We start from the raw sequence: 19,056 nt of genomic DNA, 5'->3' as shown, positions 1-19,056 counted from the left end.
TCGTCGAACTCAGATTTGTTTACCATCGAGTCGGACATTCATCAAGATTATGACTGCAACCAAACAGGGTTACTCCAGGCTGTGCTGCCGTCTTTATCTTCGACTTCTAAACTTATCCATCCCTCTGCGCCGCTAGGTATAGGTAGCGACAACTCTATGCGTTGAGTATCAACTTTCGGGTTAATCGTCAGGGTATTCAGCACGTTGCCGCCTTTACCGATCAATCGAATTTCTTTTAGACCATCGGCTGCAACGACGTGGATATCCCACGTATCGCCAGCTGTTGCTGTTTCACCAAACATAATGTTTTGCGGATAAAGAATAGGGCCTTGTGTTGCGTAGCCATGGCCGGCTTTAAGTGCTTGCGCAAACTTCGACGGCGTTAGCTCTCCATCGACTCTTGCCATCATTCGAATCTGCCCCGTGAGTTGGTTCCACGCATCGTGGGTGTCGGTTCCCGCCGTAAAGTACATTGCTTCACCCAGGTCCCAGAGTTTATGTGCTTTCTTCAACGTTGGTTCATTGTCTACGCGCGCATTAAGCTCCATAAGGTCGAAGCGATCCGTTTTTCCACCAGGGACTGCATTTTTAGCGATATTCGTAAAGTAGCCATAATCGTTGTATGGATGGTTCATCGGTACGACTTCAGCCCCCATCTCATGTACGGCGTCAAGTAACGTGTGAACGTCAGCGGTGCCAGGATCGACCGTTAGCTCGGCGCCATTATCGATAGGAAATGGGTTCATATGTCCCCATGATGGCGAAACTTCGATCGACGGGATGAAAGGCACGCCACGTTTCGCAGATAGTTCTGCAAACTTCTGGTGGTTAATGGTTGAGTCATGATCGCTAATGAAAGTCAGATCAAGATCCGTTGCCAATTGAGCACGCACAACAATTTCTGGCGGAGTAACGCCTTCCAACACGTTGCCATGATGGTGTAAATCTGCGCCATACCAATGCTGACGGTTAGGAAACGTCACTTGAGGCACTTCTACTCGTTGCTTCATCGTTTTACCGGACGTTAGGGTTACGTCTAATGTTTGGGTTTTAGCTGTAAAGCCTCCACCAGAGTTGATACCTAATTTGTATTGACCGGGTGCCAGTTTTAGCTCAGCATGACCTGCAGGCAGCAGATCGGTAAAGAAGGTGCGTTTACCCAAAAATTCAACCGGTGGCGCTTGACCTTCAAGGATGGTGATTCTCGCATCTTTGGCCAGACCTGATGTTGCCTCTTCAACTTGAAGTGAGAGAGTTGCTGGGCGTTTTAGAGACGTAAAATCGAGTGTTTGCTCGCTATTTCTCGCCACTTTAATCGATTGCAGCTTGCTGTTTGCGTGACCAGTCGCTGTGCCGTAGATTTGGTACTCACCCTCAGGCAGCGCCATGCTGTACTGGCCATCTTTGGCCAATGTCCAGGCATAGGGTTGTCCTTCTTTTTCGATCATCACGATAGCATCTTCAGGAACATGACCATTATCTGCGCGTAATTGGCCGTTGATGGTGCCTGTCGCTTGTCCTAGTCGGTCAGCTTCTGCCTTGACAATGGGGGCCATGTCTCCATTTGGAACCACTTGTAATCGGGATTGGAAAGTGCGGCTTTCACCTGCTTTCAAGGTATGCCCTAGGTACATGTCACGACCATTGTATTTGACGCGATCAAAATAAGGAGCATGAAGTGCAAAGGCCCAGTCTCGATCATAAGCGACCATGCGATCGGCGAGGGCATTGTCGGCCATGGATTCTTCTTTCCCTTCCAATCCCGGCACGGCAAATTGGTAGCCAGTGTCTGGCCAAATGGTGTGCCCTGATTCTAACGCGAGATCTTTTTTACCTTGGTTGGTCATGACCGTTTTAAGCGCAATTGAGTCAGATCCAGAAGCGAGTGTATACCATGTTGTGATATCAACGTTATCGAAGTTGCGGCTCACTTTAATGACCGCTTTATTGTCGCTGTCTTCGATAATTTCAATGGATTTGCGATCATTCGGCCATGCGGACCAGCTGTTAGGAATGAAGTCAGCAAAGGCAACACGATCAAGGTCTACTTTGCCATTCTTTACTGCTGCCAAATCGACCAATGTTCCTCGCGGTACGCCCCATGGTGGTGCTGATTCAACAGCGAGAGCGAAGGCGACATGTTCGTTTTGAACGGTAATGTCTTGAGCGTGTGTAGCTTCGCCATCGGGGATCGTGGTCTTTCCTTGTGTGATACTCACTCCCGCATTCGCTGAAGTTCCAAGCAAAAGGCCAGAGATTAAAGTTGCCACTGCACTTTTTGAAAAATTATGCATGAAGACACTTCCTTTTTTTCATGATTTATTATGTGAGTTGTCGATGGCATTGTGCGTTAACTTGATTAGACGTTCAATTAAAAAAGCGAAAGAAATGAAGAGGTCAACTCGTTGCTATTATTGTTTTACAATTGATTTCTGAATCTTAAGTTTTGATTTTAAAGGTCTTTTGTTGTTTGATTCGTTTTTGTATAGAGTAATAAAAATATTTAGAACACTAATTATTTTGGGAGAGATGTGAACGATTTTTGGCAGCATTGAGCAAACAAAATGATAACAATTACACTGTATATGTGAGAAAAAAGGTCAAGATAGTTCTGAGAACGCATATAATATTTTGAGTTAAATTTGACTTTTTATTCTTTATGTTTGGTTTTTTATCTTATCTCTGACTAAAAGGCCTTTAATAAAGATTAGAGCAAACATAGAGACACTATGTTTTTTGAGTGAACTATATACGGTGGCAATATGTCGAAAACATATCAATTGATTGCTTGAGGTTTAGATGGGGTTTATTCGTAAATATAAACTGAGCGTAGTTTTATTTTTGAGCGGTGTGACATGTTTAATTGCGTACCACGCTCAGGGCTCTTACGTAGATGAAAATGGCTTATTAGTAGAGTCATTTGGGTTTATCCCTTTGTTTTGGCTCTTTTTAGGGTTAGCCTTCGCCTCTTTTGTGGGCACTTTTTTCAAACACCGTAATCGTAATTAAAGAGCAAACGTGAAGTTTACTCCTTTATCTGAGGATGGGAGTATTGCTGATATTTTGGTAACTCTTTCCTTAGGTTACTAAATGTTGCTCGTGCACTTTGTTTTGATAGTTTGTTGATTAGCCAGATTGGCAAAAGGCCTCCGGGGTCAGCAAACGCTTTGTAGTCAATGAGTGTCGTGCCATTAGTGAGCTTTTGTAATTCCCAAGTTGCAGCAACCGAACGAATGCGAACATAGCCCTTTTGTTCAGCAAGATATGAGTCTGGTGCGCTTTTGATTTTTATCGTGAACCCAAGCTCATCGACCCAATATTCAGAGTAGGTGAGCATATCACGATTTTTTGCAGGCCATGGCGCCGTAAATTGGGTATAAACGATGTTTTCGGTGGCTGATATTTGATTTAAAACCCGGCTATGACTGGCATTGTCAATCCAGTTCGGGATGTTGTCACTATCTTCCAATAGCGTTAAAAATGCGCCATAGCTGGTGGGTGTGAACATCCGAGCACGAATCTCAACTAAACCGCCGGTATGCTCTCGAGAGTAGATAGTGATTCCGTTATCGTCACTATCAAATTGCCAGTACTCGTTGGCTTTCGCGGCGGTGCCAGCGGATATAAAAGTGGCGAGTAGTAGCGCGCCAATTCGTAAATGCAACATCATGTTAGTACCCGCCAACTTATCCTTAGTTAAAGCTTATACGATGTGTTCTTAATTATAAGGACAATAGTCAGTCTTTTCGTTACTGTTCTGAAGGTTGATCTGCTCCAAAACCTCGTTGAATATTGGTGAGCGTTATTGCTGCAAACACCACAATAACGATTGATAGATGCCAGGCTTGGCTTAAACCAAGCTGTACCAATGTTAAGCTGACCAATGAGGATACGATCATTTGTCCACCTCCAGACATGGCTGCTGCAGCACCAGCCTGCTTTTTGTAGGGTTGCATTACCATGGCTTGCGCGCAAGGTAGGGCAATGCCGTTACCTAAGATCATTAATAGTTGCCCCAACATTAAATACAGCGGTTCTACCGGGCAGAAGAACAACCATATTGCAGCACTGAGATGCAAGAATGGACTACAAAGTAGCATTCTTTTGTTGCCGATAATTGGCCTTACTCGGTTACAAATCGTGGTGCCGCCTAACATACCTAAAGCGGGAATGAGTGCCCACATTGCGTATTGATCGGATGTCATGCCAATTTGGTCTTGCATGATAAATGGCATCACGGACACGGTCGTTATCATCAGGCTGAAGTTTAACCAACTGATGCTGGCAAAACTCATAAAGTAACGTGACGTCACCAAGTCTCGATACTGGAAAAGCATGTTGCGTGGTGACGGAATAACAGATCGTTTTGCTATGGTTTCTGTAAACTTAAAGGCGATGATTACCCAAGCGAGTGAGACATAACCTAGCAGTGAAATGAACACCATACTCCAACCAAAGTGGAAGTTGATAAAGCCGCCAATCACAGGCGCAATGAGTGGCGTGATCGAAGCTGCCATAGCGATATAAGACATGGCAACAGGGAGCTCATCACCGCTAAATCTATCCCGAGTCGATGCTCTCGCGAGTACCGCGCAGCACCCAGTTCCTAAGCCTTGTAGAAAACGCCCCATCACCATGCCTGTGAAGGTGTCACTGAGGAAAATGATCATTAATAGACCAGACATCGCGATGAGCAAGCCCGTCAGCAGCACTTTTTTTCGACCCAAAGCATCCGATAACGGACCGTAAATGAACTGAGAGGGACCAAAGCCGAGTAAGTAAATACTCACGAGCAGTTGGGCTTGATCGAGGGAGATAGAAAAGTCTTTTGCGATCCATGGCAAAGAGGGCATAACAAGCCCCATGCTCAATTGGCCAACACTGATAATAAGACAGGCGAGTAAGATAGTGCGAAAGTTGATTGGGCGACTCATGATGGATCACCATCAGAATAACCTCTTTGCTTTCGTGTTCTGAGGCAGCCTTCATCATCAACTTCATTTAACTTAGATTTGACGCGTTTTACGGTAGATAGGCTGACATCACACTGCTCCGAAACACTCTTCAACGTATAGCCTTCTAACAGCAACGTTGCGATCTGTTGGTGTTTAGTTTTGTCTGCTGGGCGTCCGCGAAATTTCTGTTTCCACAAATCTGGTTGATCTTTAATGGCTTGCCGTCCTTGCTCTGCGGCAAACAGGCGATGTTCAGTCTGCACTTTTCCATATCCAGATAACACGGTGAGTAGCGTTTGAGTTTGAACAGAATCCGGTTCAAATGTGAGTGGTTCACAAACGGTTTTCAGTGTGACCCCTTTTGCTAGTAATACTTTTATTGTATTTAACGCCTGACTAAAATCTCGACCAAATGCCGTTAGCCACCAGAGCACAATCGTATCACCTGCTTTGACGATATTGAGTAGCTGTTGGAAAGCTTCTCGTTCTGCTGGAGGCATGCAACCGCGAACCTTATCCTCAAAATGTTGGGCGTCAGGCACGAACGCTTTTAGGACACCGAGGTGCTCTTGATAAGCTCGATTCTTTGGCGAGTAACGTGTGTAAAGATAAGTAGCCATATGGACTATACGCCTTTTTAATTTGGTTCATATACTGTAATGGCTCATAAATATACAGAGGTTCATTAATGCTTACAACACTAAATGGACCCGAAGTCGTTAACGGACTTCGGGTCTTTTACTATTAAAGTCGTGTATATAAGCTTTCAGGGCTATTGCTCTATGATTGCTCCAATTTCGGCTGGTAATGCAAAATCACCATCGAAGTAGGTGATAGCAAAACCTCGCCTTCAGCATGCCCTGGGTTAAGGTTACGTACGTTTGTGTCGCAGATCGTTACCCATTCTTGCTTTCGCTCATTAGGGAGCTTAAAGCGCGCTGTAGCGTTAGTTTGGTTGATGAGATAGACCAGCTCTTGTCCTTCTTTACCGATGCCAAGGTGAAGTGCGACAGAGCTTAAACGGTTCCAATCATCATGCTCCATTAAGCGACCGTCTGTTCGGCGCCAGAAAATGCGGTTGTTATTGCGGTTTTCGCCACTGAAAGCTCGGATAAATGGCACCATGTATTGATTTCGGTTGGCGACCATTTGTGACATCCATGCTTTGAAATGTTGCTTACGTTCTGTCTCTTCCCAGTTCAGCCAACTGGTTTCGTTATCTTGGCAATAGGCATTATTGTTACCGCCTTGGGTGTGAGACAGCACGTCAGCAGTGAGAATGTGTGGGATACCGAAGGCAAACAGCAAGCTAGCAATAAGGTTGCGTTTTTGCTTCTCACGCGTGGCGATGATCATCAGATTTTCGGTCTCGCCTTCAACACCGTAGTTTTCTGAGCGATTGTCACCGTGGCCGTCGCGATTTTCTTCGCCATTAGCTTCATTGTGTTTGTGCTTGTAAGACACTAAATCTTGCAGTGTGAAGCCATCGTGATACGTGATGTAATTCACCGTGAGTTTGTATGGCCAGTTCGCTGCACTATAAATATCACGAGAGCCCATTAATCGAGTGGCAAACTCTTTTAAATAGCCTTGATCACCGCGCCAAAAACTGCGGGAAATATCACGCAGTTTGTCATTACATTCGTTCCAACCAAATGGAAAGTTACCCACTTGGTAGCCATTTGGACCAATATCCCAAGGTTCGGCAATCAATTTAGTTTCACGCAAAATTGGGTCTTGCGCAACGGCTTTAAAGAAAGCTGCTTCAGGATTGTAATCATCGCCCTGTCGACCTAACGTTGCGGCTAAGTCGAAACGAAAACCATCGACTTTAAATTCGCTAACCCAGTAGCGCAATGTATCCATTACAAGATTTAAAGCGGGTTGATAGGTGAGATCGACCGTGTTGCCACAACCAGTGTAATTTGCGAAGTGGTTGCCATGTTTGATGTAAAAACGGGAATCGAGCGCTTTCAGGTTGAAAATTGTAGGCCCTTCCCCCCCCTCTGCGGTGTGGTTGTAAACTACGTCGAGAATCACTTCGATGCCGTTTTTGTGCAGTTCTCGAATCGTTGTTTTGAGCTCTGTGACGGCGTCTTTTTCTGCGTAGCGCGGATCGGGTACCATAAAGAGATAAGGGTTGTACCCCCAATAATTGACCTTTTCCATCTCTAGTAGGTGAGGCTCATGCATACACGCTGCGACAGGTAGCAATTGCAGCGTGTTGATGTTTTGCTGTTCATAAAAGGCCAGCATTTTAGGTGATGCAAGACCTAAATAGCGCCCCTTCAGCTTGTCCTCAACTTCTGGGTGAAGTTGGGTAAGCCCTTTGACGTGTGTCTCAAACAACACCATCTCTTCTCTGGGTATACGCGGATGATCCGTATCTTGCCAGTCAAAATTATCTTCGATAACGATGCACTTCGGCATATCGAAACTTTTGGCTGGAGAGTAGGGAGGGTGGTAGTGGAGGGCTTTATCAATTGACTTTGCGTAAGGGTCAGAAATTAATAGTGGCTCTTCCTTGTGGGAGACAAGGTAACCGTATTTTTGCCCCGGCTTAATATCCGGAATAAAAGTATGACGTATGCCAGCGTATTCATTCGGTAAATCATGAAGCGCGTAACTGCCATCGTCTGCAAACAGGGCGAGTTTTATGTCTTTATTCCCTGGTGCGTGAATAGAGAAGTTACAACCTTCTTTATTTACAGTTGCACCCAAGGGGTAAGGGCGAGAGAGAAGTCGTGTCATCGGAGATACTTTATTTAATATTTATTGCTACCTTTAGGAAACTATAAGTTAAAAACTTTGTCTTACTAAGGTCAACCACCCTAAATATAAAAATATTCATGTAATTTAATTACTTTATGTGACGGCTTAGAGTCAAAAATATGAAATGGCTATCACTTTGTAGCGGCTCAAAACCGAATAAACTTACTAATTCCTCCCTAGATTGGTGATCTGACTCGAAAAAACACCATTCGGTAAATTTTCTACTCCCTTCTCATCCCCCCTAAATTAGTTTGGGGCGGAGGAAGTCATCCTTGTACGCCTCGGGTAATCTCATAACTGTTGAAACAAACGGGGATTCGTTCCCATCTTACCTCTCTTTCTTTAGGTGTGTTTTTACTGCCTATATTCACCTAAAAGAGTGAGCAGGGAAGACAGAATTATAAATACCCTTAATGGAGTTAAGAATGAAAAAAGTAAGTGCAATTGCTGCTGCTGTGGCTGCAACTTTAGCTGCTGGTTCTGCGTTCGCAGTGGATTTCCACGGTTACATGCGTGCTGGCGTTGGCGTGAACGCTGACGGTGGTCAACAATTAACATTCGAAAAGAACAAGATCGGTCGTCTAGGTAATGAAAGCGATATCTACGGCGAGATTCAACTAGGTAAAGAAGTTTACAACAACAACGGCAAAACGTTCTACGTAGACTCTATGGTTGCAATGACTTCTAATGGTTCAAACGACTGGGAAAGCACTTCTGCTAACTGTGGTTTGGATAACGGCGAAGTGAAATGTGTTGACGATGCACAATTCGCACTACGTCAATTCAACGTTCAAGCTAAAGGCCTACTAAACTTTGCTCCAGAAGCAACACTTTGGGCTGGTAAGCGCTACTACCAACGTCACGACATTCATATCTCTGACTTCTACTACTGGAACATCTCTGGCGCGGGCGCTGGTGTTGAAGGTATCGAAGCTGGTCCAGGTAAAGTTTCTTTCGCTTGGGTTCGTAACGACCGTGGCGATATCGCAGATCCAGGTAACGATGGCGGCGATACAAACGTTAACACTCTAGACGTACGTTATGCAGGTCTTCCTCTATGGGACAACGGTTCTCTAGAAATGGGCTTGAACTACGCAATCCTTAACGAAACTGACGCTGCGCCAAACGGCACTAAAGATGCGAAAAACGGCGTAATGTTCACAGCAGAATTGACTCAAGGTCTAGACGCTGGTTTCAACAAAACAGTACTTCAGTACGGTACTGAAGGCTACTCAAAAACAATGGCATTCTACGGCGACGGTAGCTGGTACGGTGCAGAAGCTGATAACGGTGCATCTGGTTACCGCCTAATCAACTGGGGTGTAATCGGCATGGGTGACAGCTGGGAAATGGGTCACCAGTTAGTTTACGGTGTTGGTGAAGACATGTGGGCTGGCCAAGACAAGTGGGAAACAATGTCTGTTGTAGTTCGTCCAATGTACAAATGGGATGACAACCACAAAACTATCTTCGAAGCTGGTTACGCTATCGATGATAACGACGGCGACGAAAACAAATACGGTAAGCTAACTGTTGCTCAAGCATGGTCTGCTGGTTCTAGCTTCTGGGCTCGTCCTGAAATCCGTGTTTACGCTTCTTACCTAACGGCTGACAAAGAAGACAACTCTAACACATTTGACAACGGTCGTTCAGACGATACGTTCCAATTCGGTGTACAAGCTGAAGCTTGGTGGTAATCATCTAACCACTAAGTCCTAAATTGTCCTAGAATGATACAGCCAGAACTTATCTGGCTGTATTTATTTAAAAAACAATAAAGAGTCGAGGTAGACAGTAATGAAAAAATGGCTTGCTCCCGTACTGCTGGGCATGTTGGCTACTGGTTGTGCGTCCGTAGAACAAGTAGAGATGAGTCCAAAAGGTCAGCAACAAGTGATCACTCAATCGGGTGATATTCAATGGGTAACGGTTGATGTACCTGTGGTTACTGAATTCGCTTTGACTGATAAAAGCCAAATGCTGTTGGATGGTAACAGTGCTGGCGCTATTGCAGCGTTTGCTCTTCCGGGCAACCGTGGCAGTCTCGATATCAAATTAGAGACATTCGTAAGTAAAGAACTTCAATTTTATGCTCCTAATGTCGCAGTGATGAACTCGGCAGGAGAAACCATTTACCAAGCAGATTTCTCAAAGTTTAAGTACGAACCAGCAAAACTGTTGGACAATGATAAATTCGTACTTGATCTCAATGTGATTCCAGACATGACAGGTAACGATCTGCATGTATTGGTGTACACGACTTCCGCTGATCTAAAAGGCAGTACGCAAGTTCTGCATCCTGCAAAAGCCTTCGCCATGGCGCGCCACACTCAGCCGCCAGATATTGCAGACCCTTTAGCGAATCACAGCCCACTGGGTCAGTTCCGTTTGTCGGTATCCGCAAATGATATCGTGAATACCAAGATTGTTGCGAAAAACGACAACATTCCTCAAGGTACAGATCTCACTAGCTACTACCACAGCTCAATTGAAGCGGCAGTCGCAGCGAACGATATTCCGAAAGCACTCACCTTGCTCGATGAAGCAAAAGAGCTGGGTATTGAAGGTGCGCAACAAGTGTTTGTGAAAGCCGTAAATAAAAAATAATTGAATATAAAAGGCCAGCAAAATGCTGGCCTTTTTTCATAGAATATAAACCAATAAAAATACCCCTACATAGAGTTATCTTATTCACATATTTATTTTTATTGTTTTGTTTTTTATATTGGTTAGATCAATAATTATTGACAGTTCCTAACTTATTTTTTGTATTTAGGAAATAAATAAACTTCTCGAAGTAATTTAAATTCGCAATCCGACGATATTTATTTAGCGTTTGATATTTCCATTTTAATAACGATTAATATTTCTTTTAAACGTTGAGTTTATTTTGCTTTGGATATACTAAAAAGGAATTACGTGAAATGAACATGATGAAGACCTCTCTTGCTGCTGCCCTACTTGTTGCCTTAGTGGGTTGTCAATCGACTGCAGAACCAGAAGCGGCCGCAGAGCCAGTTGTGAATATGTCTCAAGACGAAGTGGTTGCTTTCATGAAAGCGTGTGACAACCCAGATAGCACGGCGAAAGGACCAATTTCTAAACCACTGTTTGTGGTGGGTACGTTTGCGGATTCCGACTGGAAACACGTGCCTCAACGTCAATACACCTACAAAGGAAATAACTTCTACCAAGCTGTGGTTCAAGAAAAAGTAGGCTCCTACAAAATGCAGTATGCGACAGAATTGTGGTTCCCACAATTTACCGCAAAAGGCAATCGAATGAACGTTGGTGAATTAACACCATTAACATTTGGTGGTTACGGTACAGATACTTCAGTTGATATTAAAGAAGACGGGAAATATGTCTGGAGCCTTCAGTTTGAAGGAAAAGGCAAGCCGCTTCATGTTATGGTAAATAAGTGTCAGTAATATTCCATTCAGTTATTTAAAATCTGTTTTTATTTATAAACCCCTACATGGGAAGCATGTTGGGGTTTATTTTATTACTCAAATGTTTTTACTTAATTTGAGTAAGTTAGGGAGAGTAAAATGCGTAACGTTCGACGTAACCATCGCCTGTATCGATCGCTGCTTGCATTAAGTATGATTGGTGCTTTATCTGCGTGTAATTCTTCTGGTGGTGGCGATACTAATAGCAGCACTCCGCAACCGGATACCAGTTATGCTTGCCAAGCCAATGTCATGGCGCAAAGTAACCAACTTCGTACTTATCAAATCATGGTCGAGAGTTTTGTGGATGGCGATGCGAGCATTGGTCACGGTACGGGCTATGGCACCAGTCATCATAATGGCGATTTGCAAGGGGTGATTGATTCACTTGATTACATCCAAGATTTAGGGATGAACGCGATTTGGTTGACGCCGATTTTTGAGTCTGAAGCGATAGCAGGACAAGATCACTGGGCCGATCGTTTGGACGCCACGGGCTATTTTGCGACAGATTACTTTAAGATCGACCCAAAATTTGGTGATTTAGCGACCGCGAAAACTCTAGTCGAAGAAGCACACAAGCGCGGTTTATACGTGTTTTTTGATGGCGTATTTGGTCATCACAAAGATGGTTTGATCAAACCATCTCCCTCCGGCTTGTTGCCAACGGGATCGAGTAACCCCGTTGATTACCCGGCCAGTCTCGACTTCTACAAAGAGGTAGCAACGTATTGGATCAAAGAACTCAAGATTGACGGCTGGCGTTTAGATCAAGCCTATCAAGTTCCGACAGACGCTTGGACACAACTTCGTAAAGCTGTCGATGAAGCCTCGCAAGGTGTCACGTACACCAATAGCAAAGGCGAACAAGTGAATCCGTTGGGTTACATGGTGGCAGAGATTTGGAAAGGGGAGTCTGAGATCGAGAATGAGGCGTATGGATCGAACAGCGATCCAGCATTGTGCTCTGCATTTGACTTCCCGATGCGCTATCGCATCGTAGAAACTTTGGCCGTGAATGAGAGCGGCGTGGGTGGTCGCGGTGTGGATTGGCTAGACAACGGCTACAGCACACACAACCAATATCCAACGCATGCGCAACCGAATTTGATGATCGGCAACCATGATTTAGTGCGCTTTGGTGACTTGTTGCAACGCGGAAACTTGGCGGATGTGAATGATGCAGAATATTGGTTACGCCATAAAGCTGCGTTTGCCTTCCAAGCTGCCTACACTGGGCCAATCACGCTGTACTACGGCGATGAAATCGGGGATCAAGTGGATGGTTTTGCCGCAAAAGAAGACAACAACACCTGCGCCATTCAAGGTTTGTGCGATGATCACGTTGCGCGCAGCAGTGCAAAAATTGAAGGCGTGACGGCGACACTTGACGCAAACCAAGCCGATCTCAAAGCTTACGTGAAATCGCTGATGACGATGCGCAGTGCGCACCCAGCATTGTATCAGGGGTCACGCACGAATTTAGTTGCGAGTAACGGCAGTTATGTGGACTTGAAACAAGCTGGTACAGACAAAGTCTTGTTTGCGCTAAATACCTTAGAGAACCCGAGAACTGTCATTCTTACTCAGGAGAGTGTTGGCACAGGTGAGTTGGTGGATTTGCTCACGAATGAAAAAATAGCTCCGAGCAATGGTCAATATCAACTTCCGATGTCGCCATTACAAGGGCGATTCTTTGCGGTAACTCCCTAGGGAAGAATTATCTAGCATTGCCGCTCATCGGTTGAGCTGACCAGAAGCTTTTCTCATACACAAGCCAAGTGTTGTTGCTGACCCCCATAGGCGCACACTTGGCTTTTTTCCGTCCGTTTTACTTTTCCCTTAATGGTTTTACGACGATGTAGCCAACAAGTTGCTTCGCTTTTTGCATTGGCGTTTGTTTTCAGCCGGTAGATATTTGTGAGATAAGCTGCACATTAAAAAGTAAATTAACACTTGTGCAACGTAAAAGTGTGACCGAAGGATTACTTATGCCTTACTAATATGTTTATCGTGTTTGGGATTTACATAACTAATGGAAAAGTATAATGAAATCCATAACGAAACCCCTCTGTCTTCTTGCTGTTATTAGCTCTCCGCTTGCATATAGCCAAATTCTCAATGGTGACTTTGAACAGTGGAATGGCAGTGCGCCTACGCAGTGGTCAGTGATTGACGCTGGCATCGCGGTGTCGCCAAGCAGCGAACAAATCAAATCGGGCGGCCTGGCTGCTCAAGTCGTCGTGAATACAGGTACCCAAAGCAACACTGACCTTTTGCAAACCATTAATGTGGAGCAAGGGAAAACCTATCCGTTTTCTGTCTCGGTTTATCACACCGAAGGAAATGTAAAAGCACGTCTGGTGGTTGATGGTTATCACAATTACTCAGATCCGCAGCAGGTAAACCAGTGGCAAGAGCTGGCGCATAACTATACTGCGAGTTCGAACAAGACCATCAATGTCGGGTTGCGTTTTTATGATGAGGCCGGTTTTGACGGCTCAGAAGTTGTCTACATCGATAATTTTCAACCGACCGAGACAAGTACACAACCTCCTGTAGAAAGTTGTAGCGATCATGAAGTGGTTCTTACACTCACGACGGACAACTATGGCTCAGAAACTAGCTGGGAGTTGAAAAATAGCCAAGCGCAAGTGCTTTTCTCTGGTCAGGGGTATGAGTCGTCAACCACTATTGAAAAGATCATGTGTTTAGCCGATGGTAACTACCAATTTACGATTCAAGACAGCTATGGCGACGGCATTTGCTGTGGCAATGGTTCGGGGTCTTACGCGTTGAAGGTGGGGGATAATACACTTGCCTCTGGCGCTGAATTTGCGAAAAGCGAAACCACTGACTTTACGTTAGGTGACTCAACCACGACCCCACCAGTAGTTGATGGTTACTACCAAGCGGCGTCTGGCAAGACGGGCTACGCTCTAAAAACGGCGCTGTTTAACATCATCAACAACCACACTAGCCGAGGTTATTCTGCGGTGTGGACCTTGGTAAAAGATGCTGATATTGATCGCTATTACGAAAATGATGGCTCTATTCTCGATATGTATTCAGAGAAACCTGCGGGCAGTGATGCTATCAGCTTCACGAAAGTGACAGACCAATGTGGTCAATATAGCCAAGAAGGGGATTGCTACAACCGTGAACACTCGTTCCCGAAAAGCTGGTTTGGCGGCAAAGTTGAGCCGATGAACTCAGATGGTCACCATTTGTTTGCGACCGATGGCTATGTGAATGCGAAGCGCAGTAACTGGCCATTTGGTGAAGTTGCCACCGCGACGTACGTGTCTAGTAATGGTTCTAAACTTGGTCAAGCAAGTACTAGCCTAGGTTATTCCGGTACGGTGTTTGAGCCGATCGATGAGTTCAAAGGCGACTTTGCTCGTGCCTATTTCTACATGGCAACCCGCTATGAAAATGTTGTAGGTAACTGGGAAGGTAACTCAAGTAATGCGGATGCTGTCCTTGATGGTTCAAGTTCAACGGTTTTTGAACCTTGGATGTTAAACATGCTGAAACGTTGGCACAAAAATGATCCCGTTAGTGAAAAAGAACAAAACCGCAATCAACAAGTGTTTGAGTTTCAGGGCAATCGTAATCCATTCATTGATCACCCTGAGTTTATTGAACAGATTTGGGGAAACTAACACCTTCTTGATTTTGGTATCCACCATTTAGTGACGCCAAAAAAACAAAGGGGAAGCGTGATGCTTCCCCTTTTTCATTACGGATGTTTTTAAATGAAACTAGTTTTTCGTTACCGTCACGATTGGCGCCGACTTGTCAGCCGCGTTGAAGTGGAAGTTGTAATTTCCCGCTTCTGCAATCGCAATTTTGAGGTTTGCACTACCGCCACCGACTTCCATCGTTAGCGCTTTACCAAGCTCAACACTACCTTCGCCACCGAAGTTGGTGTCTGCTGCCCAGTCTGCGCTCGCAACTTTCATCTCGTAGTTGCCCGCCGCTAGGTCAATGTCTAGCGAGTAAACGTCATTTGCTACATAGCTGAACTTCGCAGTTGAGTCTTGCGCTGGAGTATCCCATGTGGTGATAGTGCCACGTAGGTAAAGTGCTGTTTCACCGAATGTTGGTGCATCTGCTGACTTCGTCACTGAAACGACAGGTTTTTCTACGCTTTCATCTTGAACATGTAACGCGTTCAGAGTGAAGTTGTACTTACCAGTTTCAGCGACAGACAACGTACAGTTCCCCGCAGAGCCTAAGTCTAGTGAGCCAGAAGCCAAATCCGCAGCATCACAACCGATGTTTGGATTTGCCCATCCTGCGTCCGCAAATTTGAACTCGTGTTCACCTGCTTCAAGAACGCCAGTTACAGAGTACATGCCATTGCCAATAAAGGTCATCGCCCAGTCACTGTTATCTGACCACTCGTTCATGGTGCCTTTGACGTAAACCACAGTTTCGCCGTAAGGAGGAATGCTCGATACGTCTTTATTGTCCGTGTTTACTGGTAGGCCTGCACCTTGCGCGCCGTCTTGTGGCTGTACGAATACCGCTGTTGTCAGTGCTGGTACTGTGAACGTTTCATTGGCGAAGCTTGCACCTTTCACGATGTCATCCGCAGAGTTTTGTTGAACTTCATGCAGCTCGAAACCAGTTGCGCCAGCAACTTTGAAAGATTTCTCAGTTGATGTTGAGTTAACAACGGCCACGATAGCATCGTAGTTCGAATCCAAATCGGCACCTGCTGATGTGCCATCGTCGATAGACATCACAATCAAGCCTTCCACTTGGTCTTGGCCCACGTTGCGGAAATCAACACGATTCATCACTTCTTGCGCGGTGTCTAAGCGGAACAGTTCGCTTGTACTGCGGATTTTTAGTAGCTCTAGGAATTGTTGCTTAGTCAGCTCGATGTCCGTTGAGTCTGGTTTCGCCGTGCTGTCACCGACGATGGTTTTGATCAACTCCCAGTTTGCACCGTCTTTGTCTTCACGTGGTAGACCAACGTTCCAGTTATTGTCGCTTCCATCGAAGAATACACGGTTGAACCAGTCACCAGAATCGTACGAGTCACGCTGCATTGACTTAGATCGCAATAGCTCAGAACCCATGTGAATGAACGGAATACCTTGACCTAGCATCACCGTTGATAGTGATACAGACTGCATTCGTGCTCGCTCAGCAGATGAAGTGCCTGTCGCAATCTTGTAAGCGTTGTTGTCCCACAGCGTTTGGTTATCGTGCTTAGACACGTAGGAAATGTTCTCTGATGGCACTTTTGTGTAGCCTGCTGGAGCACCATTGTAATCAACATTCTTACCAAGTTTGGTTTCGCCTTTGTAATCCAGAAGGACGTAGTCAGCTAAGTTGCCTGCCATACCTAGACGGACCAGATCTTGGTTGTGTAGGCGGCCATTCACAGATTCTGCATCAGTTTTAGTTTCTTCGTTCGCGTAAGCGGCGTTACCAAAGCCTTGGTTGAAGCGAAGTGGGTGCTTACCTTCTGAATCTACACCGCCATCAAACGGGCTTCCGCCACGAACTGCGTCACGCAGACGATCAGAGAAAGTACCGATTTCTGTCCCCGCCATGTTGACTTGTGTCGCTTGATCGAAGCGAGCGTTTTGCGCGACTTCACCGAAGTCCCAGCCTTCGCCGTAGAATAAAGTATTCGGATCAATTTCACGGACTTTTTCAAGTGCGTAAACCATGACATCTTTCGGCTGGTGGCCCATAAGGTCAAAACGGAAACCATCGACTTTATAGTCATCCGCCCACACCATCAATGAGTCAACCATCAGTTTACCCATCATTAGGTTTTCGGTGGCGGTGTTATCACAACAGGTTGAGTTTTCTACGCCGCCAGTGTTGACGTTTAGGCGGTGGTAGTACCCAGGGACAATCTTATCCAGTACTGATTTTTCGTTCACACCAGATGCATTTGTGTGGTTGTACACGACGTCCATGACCAGTTTCAGATCCATTTTATGCGTCGCTTGAACCATTTCGCGGAACTCAAGAATACGCTTAGACCCGTTAGGATCGGTCGCATAACTGCCTTCTGGCACGGTGTAGTGGTATGGGTCGTAACCCCAGTTGAAGCTGTCTAGCATGCGAAGATCGTTCATCAACGCTTGTGCTTTGCCCGTTGTTGGGTCGTAGCTGTTTAATACCTCTTCAATCACTTTGCCGTCATCTTCGGTCTCACAAATGGACGCTTCTGGCTTGATGCCACAAAGTTTACCCACGGTGTCGGTGATATCGACTCGCTGGTCAGCGTCTTCATCCACGGTTGCAATATCAAATGCTGGCAGGATATGTAGCGTTGTTAGGCCAGCATCTTTTAAAGCTTGTAAGTGAGATACAGACTCACGCTCAGGTTCTGTAAGCGCCAGATATTTGCCATCAAGACTTGGTGTGCCTTTGCTGTCGTTAAAGCTGAAATCACGAATGTGTGACTCGTAAAGGACGTGGTCTTCGTCTTTTTTAACCGTTGGGCGTGCGTAGTTTTTCCAATCTTGAGGCATTAAGCTTGGATCATCTAAATCAACCACTTGCGAGTATCGTGAGTTCTTAGACAAGCTCATTGAATATGGGTCTGTTACCAAACGCGTTTCAACGACGCCAGTTGTTGGGTGGTATACCTTAACTTGGTAGCGATAGTATTTGTTGACAACGTTGCTTTGTGCCTCAGAAACCCAGATACCTGTTGCTGGGTCTTCCGTCATGGCAACGGTCGCTTCTTCTGCTAAGTTTTCATCGTAGATTATCAGATCAACATCTTGGGCAGTTGGTGCCCATAGTTTGAAGGTTGCGGCACCGCCTTCCACAATCGCGCCGAGTTCTTGACCAATCGCGTTACCTGCCTTGGAATCGGCAAACACCGCATCCAAAACGCCCGGCTTTTGCACTTCAGTTGCAGAAATGACGTCACCATTTGCGTTGTAAGCTACCATAACGATTTGTGACTTCAGGATCGTGCGTAGGGTCGCGTCATCGACATCAATGCCTGCAGCTTGGAGGCTAGCAAGGTGACGGAAGCGTGATTTCAGACCATCAGATAAATCACCTGCTTTCGTCAACTCAACCGCTGTGCCACCGGAGATTTGCTTGTCTTCATCCATTTTAATGTCGTTGCTGAGGCTGTAGAACAGCTTCATGGAATCCGCATTGGCCGCCGCTTCCCACGCGATGGTGTTGGCATCTAGCCAATGCGCTTTTTGACCATCAATATCAACAGGGCGTTCTTCGATTGGCTCGTAGTAAAGCTCACTGCTGCCGTGGAAGCCAAACAACCCTTTAGATTCGCCGATTTTCGTCAGCTCCACTTTTGAGTTTGCACTGCCGAATGCTTTCTCATCACCTTTGTGCAGAATGAAGTTCATGCATTCGTGTGGGTCAGAGGCATCTGGGTTCACTTTCAGTACGTAGTAAGCACCGTAGGTGTCGTTGATGCCATCGAATGGATGCGGTGCCGACCAATCCGTTCCTGTGCCAGGAATGCCCATTGCGTCTAAATCTGTGCTGGTACAGCCCTCACCGTTCCACAGGTGCAAGCCCCAACCTTCGTAGTCGCTGGCCGTTGAAGCGGACGCCACATCGCGTTTGTAATAAATGACGACCTCGTTCTCTCCCGCAGGGTACAAGCCTGAGTCTGGGTTCGTCGTATCTTCGTTCGTGCTATCACTACCACAACCGCTGATGACTGCGACGGAAATCAAAGGCAGTACGGTTTTGGCAATTGTTGATAATTTAAATGTCTTATTGTCCACGTTTACAAATCCATTGTTATTGAATTGATATTGAGCTGCGCGCTGCCTTCGCTGACTCAGTCATCAAGAAGGTTTCGCACACGCTAGAAAGGCAGATGCCGAAAAAGGAAATGTTCAACTAGA

General features: G+C 45.6%; 12 protein-coding genes. 6 read left to right on the top strand and 6 right to left on the bottom strand.

What is annotated here, in order from left to right:
* Window positions 1-47: 47 nt before the first annotated feature.
* Window positions 48-2,294: a CehA/McbA family metallohydrolase gene (locus R2S67_RS02070; protein WP_317341902.1), complete on the bottom strand. Its 2,247-nt coding sequence runs from the start codon at window positions 2,292-2,294 to the stop codon at window positions 48-50.
* A gap of 505 nt (window positions 2,295-2,799) precedes the next feature.
* On the opposite strand from R2S67_RS02070, the gene R2S67_RS02065 reads away from it, so the two are divergent.
* On the top strand, window positions 2,800-3,009 hold the full coding sequence (locus R2S67_RS02065; protein WP_005395601.1) for a DUF3955 domain-containing protein: 210 nt from the start codon (window positions 2,800-2,802) through the stop codon (window positions 3,007-3,009).
* Between the two features lie 16 nt (window positions 3,010-3,025).
* On the opposite strand, the gene R2S67_RS02060 is transcribed toward R2S67_RS02065, so the two are convergent.
* The 4 genes from R2S67_RS02060 to glgX form a co-directional block, all read right to left on the bottom strand.
* Window positions 3,026-3,670, bottom strand: coding sequence for an START domain-containing protein (locus tag R2S67_RS02060; RefSeq protein WP_301566909.1), 645 nt, complete (start codon window positions 3,668-3,670; stop codon window positions 3,026-3,028).
* A gap of 79 nt (window positions 3,671-3,749) precedes the next feature.
* Window positions 3,750-4,934, bottom strand: coding sequence for a multidrug effflux MFS transporter (locus tag R2S67_RS02055; protein WP_317341897.1), 1,185 nt, complete (start codon window positions 4,932-4,934; stop codon window positions 3,750-3,752).
* A complete protein-coding gene (locus R2S67_RS02050; RefSeq protein WP_109169267.1) occupies window positions 4,931-5,575 on the bottom strand; it encodes a recombinase family protein in 645 nt (214 codons plus the stop codon). The genes R2S67_RS02055 and R2S67_RS02050 overlap by 4 nt, the downstream gene beginning before the upstream one ends.
* 160 nt (window positions 5,576-5,735) lie before the next feature.
* Window positions 5,736-7,706 carry a glycogen debranching protein GlgX gene (gene glgX, locus R2S67_RS02045; protein ID WP_317341896.1) on the bottom strand — a complete coding sequence of 657 codons (1,971 nt, stop codon included), beginning with the start codon at window positions 7,704-7,706 and terminating at the stop codon, window positions 5,736-5,738.
* 446 nt (window positions 7,707-8,152) lie between these two features.
* On the opposite strand from glgX, the gene R2S67_RS02040 reads away from it, so the two are divergent.
* The 5 genes from R2S67_RS02040 (at window position 8,153) to R2S67_RS02020 (ending at window position 14,844) form a co-directional block, all read left to right on the top strand.
* Window positions 8,153-9,424, top strand: a complete 1,272-nt coding sequence (locus tag R2S67_RS02040; protein ID WP_006740823.1) for a maltoporin — start codon at window positions 8,153-8,155, stop codon at window positions 9,422-9,424.
* A 100-nt stretch (window positions 9,425-9,524) separates the two neighbouring features.
* Window positions 9,525-10,334 carry a MalM family protein gene (locus R2S67_RS02035; protein WP_006740822.1) on the top strand — a complete coding sequence of 270 codons (810 nt, stop codon included), beginning with the start codon at window positions 9,525-9,527 and terminating at the stop codon, window positions 10,332-10,334.
* A gap of 317 nt (window positions 10,335-10,651) precedes the next feature.
* Window positions 10,652-11,158, top strand: coding sequence for a hypothetical protein (locus R2S67_RS02030; RefSeq protein ID WP_006740821.1), 507 nt, complete (start codon window positions 10,652-10,654; stop codon window positions 11,156-11,158).
* A 120-nt stretch (window positions 11,159-11,278) separates the two neighbouring features.
* The gene (locus R2S67_RS02025) at window positions 11,279-12,892 is read left to right on the top strand and encodes an alpha-amylase family glycosyl hydrolase (protein WP_317341895.1); all 1,614 of its coding nucleotides are present in this window, start codon (window positions 11,279-11,281) and stop codon (window positions 12,890-12,892) included.
* Window positions 12,893-13,227: 335 nt separating this feature from the next.
* Entirely contained in the window at window positions 13,228-14,844 is a 1,617-nt protein-coding gene (locus tag R2S67_RS02020; protein ID WP_317341893.1) for an endonuclease, read from the top strand.
* 99 nt (window positions 14,845-14,943) lie between these two features.
* Here R2S67_RS02020 and pulA read toward each other — a convergent pair whose 3' ends face one another.
* Window positions 14,944-18,933, bottom strand: coding sequence for a pullulanase-type alpha-1,6-glucosidase (pulA, locus tag R2S67_RS02015; RefSeq protein WP_268853911.1), 3,990 nt, complete (start codon window positions 18,931-18,933; stop codon window positions 14,944-14,946).
* Window positions 18,934-19,056 lie beyond the last annotated feature (123 nt).

Origin of the sequence: Vibrio sp. T13N (genome assembly GCF_032970445.1) — a bacterium.
GTDB lineage: Bacteria > Pseudomonadota > Gammaproteobacteria > Enterobacterales > Vibrionaceae > Vibrio > Vibrio diabolicus.
This window is presented reverse-complemented; position numbering and strand designations above follow the sequence as displayed.

Excerpts from the sequence above, each read along its gene's own strand:
- R2S67_RS02040 (WP_006740823.1), top strand. The coding sequence starts at position 8,153 with ATGAAAAAAGTAAGTGCAATTGCTGCTGCTGTGGCTGCAACTTTAGCT.
- R2S67_RS02035 (WP_006740822.1), top strand. The coding sequence starts at position 9,525 with ATGAAAAAATGGCTTGCTCCCGTACTGCTGGGCATGTTGGCTACTGGT.
- R2S67_RS02055 (WP_317341897.1), bottom strand. The coding sequence starts at position 4,934 with ATGAGTCGCCCAATCAACTTTCGCACTATCTTACTCGCCTGTCTTATT.
- glgX (WP_317341896.1), bottom strand. The coding sequence starts at position 7,706 with ATGACACGACTTCTCTCTCGCCCTTACCCCTTGGGTGCAACTGTAAAT.
- R2S67_RS02030 (WP_006740821.1), top strand. The coding sequence starts at position 10,652 with ATGAACATGATGAAGACCTCTCTTGCTGCTGCCCTACTTGTTGCCTTA.
- R2S67_RS02025 (WP_317341895.1), top strand. The coding sequence starts at position 11,279 with ATGCGTAACGTTCGACGTAACCATCGCCTGTATCGATCGCTGCTTGCA.
- R2S67_RS02050 (WP_109169267.1), bottom strand. The coding sequence starts at position 5,575 with ATGGCTACTTATCTTTACACACGTTACTCGCCAAAGAATCGAGCTTAT.
- R2S67_RS02060 (WP_301566909.1), bottom strand. The coding sequence starts at position 3,670 with ATGATGTTGCATTTACGAATTGGCGCGCTACTACTCGCCACTTTTATA.
- R2S67_RS02020 (WP_317341893.1), top strand. The coding sequence starts at position 13,228 with ATGAAATCCATAACGAAACCCCTCTGTCTTCTTGCTGTTATTAGCTCT.
- R2S67_RS02065 (WP_005395601.1), top strand. The coding sequence starts at position 2,800 with ATGGGGTTTATTCGTAAATATAAACTGAGCGTAGTTTTATTTTTGAGC.
- R2S67_RS02070 (WP_317341902.1), bottom strand. The coding sequence starts at position 2,294 with ATGCATAATTTTTCAAAAAGTGCAGTGGCAACTTTAATCTCTGGCCTT.